At 69.1% G+C, this 4,526-nt stretch carries 5 protein-coding genes; 3 read left to right on the forward strand and 2 right to left on the reverse strand.

The window, feature by feature from the left end:
- Positions 1-205 precede the first annotated feature (205 nt).
- Positions 206-1,270 (reverse strand): hypothetical protein, encoded by a 1,065-nt coding sequence (locus tag VKH46_03115; protein ID HKB69805.1) that lies wholly within the window; start codon positions 1,268-1,270, stop codon positions 206-208.
- 276 nt (positions 1,271-1,546) lie between these two features.
- Here VKH46_03115 and VKH46_03120 point away from each other — a divergent pair, with 276 nt between their 5' ends.
- The 3 genes from VKH46_03120 (at position 1,547) to VKH46_03130 (ending at position 3,650) form a co-directional block, all read left to right on the forward strand.
- Entirely contained in the window at positions 1,547-2,242 is a 696-nt protein-coding gene (locus tag VKH46_03120; GenBank protein HKB69806.1) for an alpha/beta fold hydrolase, read from the forward strand.
- Positions 2,239-2,793, forward strand: a complete 555-nt coding sequence (gene amrA / locus VKH46_03125; GenBank protein HKB69807.1) for an AmmeMemoRadiSam system protein A — start codon at positions 2,239-2,241, stop codon at positions 2,791-2,793. The genes VKH46_03120 and amrA overlap by 4 nt, the downstream gene beginning before the upstream one ends.
- A gap of 221 nt (positions 2,794-3,014) precedes the next feature.
- The gene (locus VKH46_03130) at positions 3,015-3,650 is read left to right on the forward strand and encodes a hypothetical protein (GenBank protein HKB69808.1); all 636 of its coding nucleotides are present in this window, start codon (positions 3,015-3,017) and stop codon (positions 3,648-3,650) included.
- Here the strand turns inward: VKH46_03130 and VKH46_03135 are convergent.
- Positions 3,641-4,429, reverse strand: a complete 789-nt coding sequence (locus VKH46_03135; GenBank protein HKB69809.1) for an RNA methyltransferase — start codon at positions 4,427-4,429, stop codon at positions 3,641-3,643. The genes VKH46_03130 and VKH46_03135 overlap by 10 nt on opposite strands.
- Positions 4,430-4,526 lie beyond the last annotated feature (97 nt).

A 4,526-nucleotide genomic window follows, 5' to 3' on the forward strand; every position in this document is an offset into this window, starting at 1 on the left:
CGCCTCGGGCGTGTTCGGCCACATCTTTAGGCGCGGCAACGAAGCAGGCGGGCCTGCGCCGCCGCAACCTTCTGGTGGCGAGTCTTGCCGTTCGCGCGTTGTAAGGGTCCGGCGCCAAGCCTCGTCGAGCTGGAGCGCCGCGCCGTCCTGCGAGCGATCGGCAAGACTCGTGACACGCCGCCCGGATTCGTTTTTCAGCAGCCTGCTAGATCTCCTGGAAGAAGAAGCGCTTCAGAGGATCCATGCGCTGCCACGGATCGCTCTCCGGCTCCATCAGCCACAGCGCGGCGGCGATCGACGAAGCGAGCGAGTTGCCGTCCTGCGGCGTGAAGCAGAACCCGACGATCTCGTGGTCCGACGGCATCGTGACGGTGGGGGTCGAGATCACCGTCTGCGACAGTAGGCGCCCGTAATATCCGTGATCGCGGCCGAAGGAGAACACCTGGTTGGCCGAGCGCCGCTCCGTCAGCGCGATCTTGTCGTTCCTGCGGAACTTCGCGGTGATCTCGTCGCGCGTCGTCGGGCGGCTCACCTTCAGGTCGAACCAGAGCGCGTGCATGTACTGGGTGTTCAGTTTCACCGCCGACGAGAACATCTCGGGCTTCCATCCGAGCGTCTGGAGGAGGTGCGACGCGTCCCGCGCGTGGTGCGTCCCGTATTTGGGGTCGTCGTGCTTGCCGACCTGGGGGGCGGGGAGGAAGCCCGAATCCTGAGAGATGTCGTTGGCGCGGCGCATGCAAACGAACCGCGCCCGCTCGAGCGTGAGCTCCTTCCCCTCGGACGCCAGCGTCTTGACGATCACGGCGATGTTGTGCGTGTTGCAGGAGACGATCTGGATGAACCGGTCCTTCCCCGTCTCGAGGGCCTCGTCGTTGATCCCGAGCGCGTACATTTTCCCGAAACCGAATTCCGACCCCTGCGCGAGAAACCCTTTCGGCCCCTTGATCGTCTCGTAGACCTTCTTGTTCTCGTTGCCGGCCGGCGTGCAGTCGATCACGACGGAGGCCCGGTCGAGCGCTTCCATCGCGGTGTACGAGACTTTGTGGCCGAGCGCCTCGAAGTCCGCCACCTTGTCGTCATCGACGGCGAGCTTCGCGCCGCGGGAGATGAGGTGCTGGACCTTGGCCTTCTCCGTCGTCATCGGCGTGCGCTTGTGGAACGTCAGCTCGTCGATGCCGAGGTGGCGGGAGAAATCGGTGAACAGGCCGATCAGCGGCTCGCCGATCGTCCCGGTCCCGACGATGTGCACGATCTTCTTCTTTCCGTCCATTCCGCGACGTCCTTTCGCCCGAAAAAAAGGGAAGGCGATTATGGTCGAAACCCGGGCGAGCGACAAGGACCGGCGACGAAACTCGTCGCGAAGCCTCCAATCCCAATTTTCAAATTCCAGGAAGGTCCCAATTCCAAACGATCAGCGGCGCGGCCCGGCGCGGGAGACGTCGGCGAGAGGAGAACTCCTCCGTGTGAACCTTGGAGCCTGGAATTTGTTGGAATTTGGAATTTGATGCTTGAAATTTACGCAACCGCCGGGCGCTACAATCGGGTCATGCCGCGCGGTGCGCTCCGTCCGATCACGATCGCCGGTCCGGCCGGCGCGCTCGAAGCGCTCTGGAAGGAGCCGGAAGGCGAGCATCGCGGATGCGCGGTGGTCGCGCACGCGCATCCGATGCACGGCGGGACGATGCATTTCAAGGTCGTCTTCCGGCTCGCGCGCGCCCTGTCTCGCGCCGGTTTCGGCGTCATGCGGTTCAACTTCCGGGGGGTCGGCGGGTCTTCGGGCGTCCATGACTTCGGCCGCGGAGAGACGAACGACTTCCTCGCCGCGCTCGACGAGGCACAGCGGCGCGCGGGACTTCCCGCGATCGCCGCCGGGTTCTCCTTCGGCTCGACGGTGGCCCTCGCGGCGGGAGAACCGGACGCCCGCGTCGCGGCGCTGATCGCCGCGGGCCTGCCGCTCTCGCGATGGAATTTCGAGACCGTCGAGCGCATCGAGAAGCCCGCTCTCCTGATCTCCGGCGAACGCGACGAATTCGCCGATCCCGCCGGGTTGGCGTCGGCGGCGAGGAGCCGGTTCACCCATGCCCGCCTCGAGCTCTTGGCGGAGGCCGACCACTTCTTCCGCGGGCACCTCGAGGCCTTCGAGGAGAAGGTCTTCGATTTCGCGTCGGGGCGTTTCGAAGTTGCCGGAGCGGGCCCGCCGACGCCGGGAGCGGCGCCCGCGGCCGCGGGAGGAAGGCCATGATCGCATCCGCGTACGGACGGGACCTGCTGCGGCTCGCGCGCTCTTCGATCGAGCGGGCTCTCGACGGCCAGCCGCCGCCGGCTCTCCTCGAGCGGCCGCATCCCGACGACCCGAGCCACGGAGTGTTCGTGACGCTCAAGATCGGCGAGGACCTGCGCGGGTGCATCGGGACGCTGACGGCCGAGGAGGGGATCGCCAAGACGGTCTCGCGCTTCGCGCGGGAGGCCGCGTTTCGCGACCCGCGGTTCCCCCCGGTGACGAAAGAGGAATGGCCGTCGGTGTCGCTCGAGGTGTCCGTCCTCACGCCGCCGCGTCTCATCACGGCGGAGGAGGTCGAGCCGGGCCGCCACGGGATCATCCTCGAGCTGGGAGCGCGGCGCGGGCTCCTGCTCCCGCAGGTCGCCACCGAGTGGGGGTTTTCCCGCGAGCAGTTCCTCGGTGCCGTCTCGCAGAAGGCGGGGCTGCCGGACAACGCCTGGAAGCTCCCGGGCGCGAAGATCTACGGTTTCGAGGCGGAGGTCTTCGGCGAGGAGGAGAGCGGTGGCGCGTAAGTCCATCGGGAACCGGCAGAAGAAGAGCGTCGCGCCCCCGGCGCGCGAACCGATGGCGCCCCCGGCGCGCAAACCGATGGCGGCCGCGGCGCGCAAGCCCGTTCCGCCGTGGCCGGCGCCGCCCGGCGCCGGTCCCCGCCACGGCGCTGCCGTCCCGCGACCCGAACCGCCGCGCCCGCCTTCGCGCGAGGAATGACCGTCGCCGCGGGAGCTCGCGGCCGATGACCGGCCGATGGGCGGGGGCGGCGGCCGCTCTCTTCCTGGGATGGTCCCTCCTGCGGCATCCGGTCGAGAAGCGGATCCTCCGGCACGCGAGCGCTCCCGTCCCCGACGTCTCTTCCGATCCGATCCAGCAGCCGGCCGAGCAGCCGCCGTTCGAGGTCTCGGCGCGGGGAAAACGGTTCCGGATCGTCCCCCGATACGCGTGGGACGAATCCGCCCTGGTGGTCGCCGAGGACCGTTATCGTTGGGGAGAGGCGGCCGCTCTGATCCCGGAAGACTACGCGATGGCGTGGGGCCCCGTGGCGGCCCCGCCCTATCGCGGGCGGATTCATTTCCGGCAGGCGAACCGCTGGTACTTCTTTTCCTACCGCGGCCCCGGCCTCGATCGCGGCGTGATCGTCTCCCATTCGGCGAACACCCATGTCATCCCGGCGACTTCACGGCTCGCCGAGGCCGCGTCGCTCGTTTCCGGAGGCGATCGCGTGCGGCTGGAGGGATGGCTCGTCGACGTCGCGGGGATCGACGACCCCGGCTTCCAGTGGCGGACGAGCACGTCGCGGACGGACGAAGGACCCGGTTCGTGCGAAACGGTCTACGTCACCCGGCTGACGATCGACACCCGCGTCTACGAGTGACCGCCGTCCGGCGGCGCCGGCGTCCGGAAGGCCGGCCGCCGCGAAGCCGTGAAGAGCGCCACGCCGGCCGCGACCGCGACGTTGAGCGACTCGACGGGCGCCGCGAGAGGAATCGTGTATTTGCGGTCGAGGAGGCGGTGGATTCTCGAGGACAGCCCGGCGCCTTCCGATCCGAAGACCCAGAGGACCCGCTCCGGCAGCTCGGCCGAGAAGAGGTCCTCCCCGCCGCGTCCCGCCGTCCCGCAGATGACGCGGCCCGCGTCGTGCGCGCTCTCGGCGGCGAGCTTCATGTCGACGTTCGATGCCGCGGGGACGCGGAGCAGGCTCCCGGCGGAGCCGCGCAGCGCGCGCGGATGAAAGAAGTCGGCCGATCCTTCCGAGACGAGGAGCCCCGCGCCGCCGACGGCCTCGACGACCCGCGCGACGGCACCGACGTTTCCCGGGTCCTGAACGCCCTCGAGATAGACGGCCGGGCCGGGTCGGGCGAGGATCTCCGGAGCGGACGACTCCTTTCGCCGCGCGAGTCCCACGACGTGCTGGGGCGTCTTCGCGTCGCAGAACCGGGCCAGGACCTCGCGCGCGACCGGCGTCGGCTTCTGGCCGGAGAGCCGCGCCAGACGCCCGGGCTTCACGCCGGCATCGTGGAAGATCTCCTCGAAGGAGAACCCGGCGGCCGCCGCGTCGAGGACGAACTTCTCTCCCTCGACGACGAAGATCCGCCCTTCCTGGCGTTCGCGGAGGAGCGACTGGACCCGGGCGTTTCGGGGCGACTCGATCATCGCTGCAATCCTAGCGCGGCCATACGGGTCGTCATACGGGACGCGGGCGCCCGGCCGGCGGGCTTATCGTACGCTCCGGTACGCCGCGCCCGCCGGC

The organism is Thermoanaerobaculia bacterium, assembly GCA_035260525.1.
Lineage (GTDB): Bacteria > Acidobacteriota > Thermoanaerobaculia > UBA5066 > DATFVB01 > DATFVB01.

Bases quoted from the DNA above. Each gene is read 5' to 3' on its own strand.
- VKH46_03115 (HKB69805.1), bottom strand. From the start codon at position 1,270: ATGGACGGAAAGAAGAAGATCGTGCACATCGTCGGGACCGGGACGATC.
- VKH46_03120 (HKB69806.1), top strand. From the start codon at position 1,547: ATGCCGCGCGGTGCGCTCCGTCCGATCACGATCGCCGGTCCGGCCGGC.
- amrA (HKB69807.1), top strand. From the start codon at position 2,239: ATGATCGCATCCGCGTACGGACGGGACCTGCTGCGGCTCGCGCGCTCT.
- VKH46_03130 (HKB69808.1), top strand. From the start codon at position 3,015: ATGACCGGCCGATGGGCGGGGGCGGCGGCCGCTCTCTTCCTGGGATGG.
- VKH46_03135 (HKB69809.1), bottom strand. From the start codon at position 4,429: ATGATCGAGTCGCCCCGAAACGCCCGGGTCCAGTCGCTCCTCCGCGAA.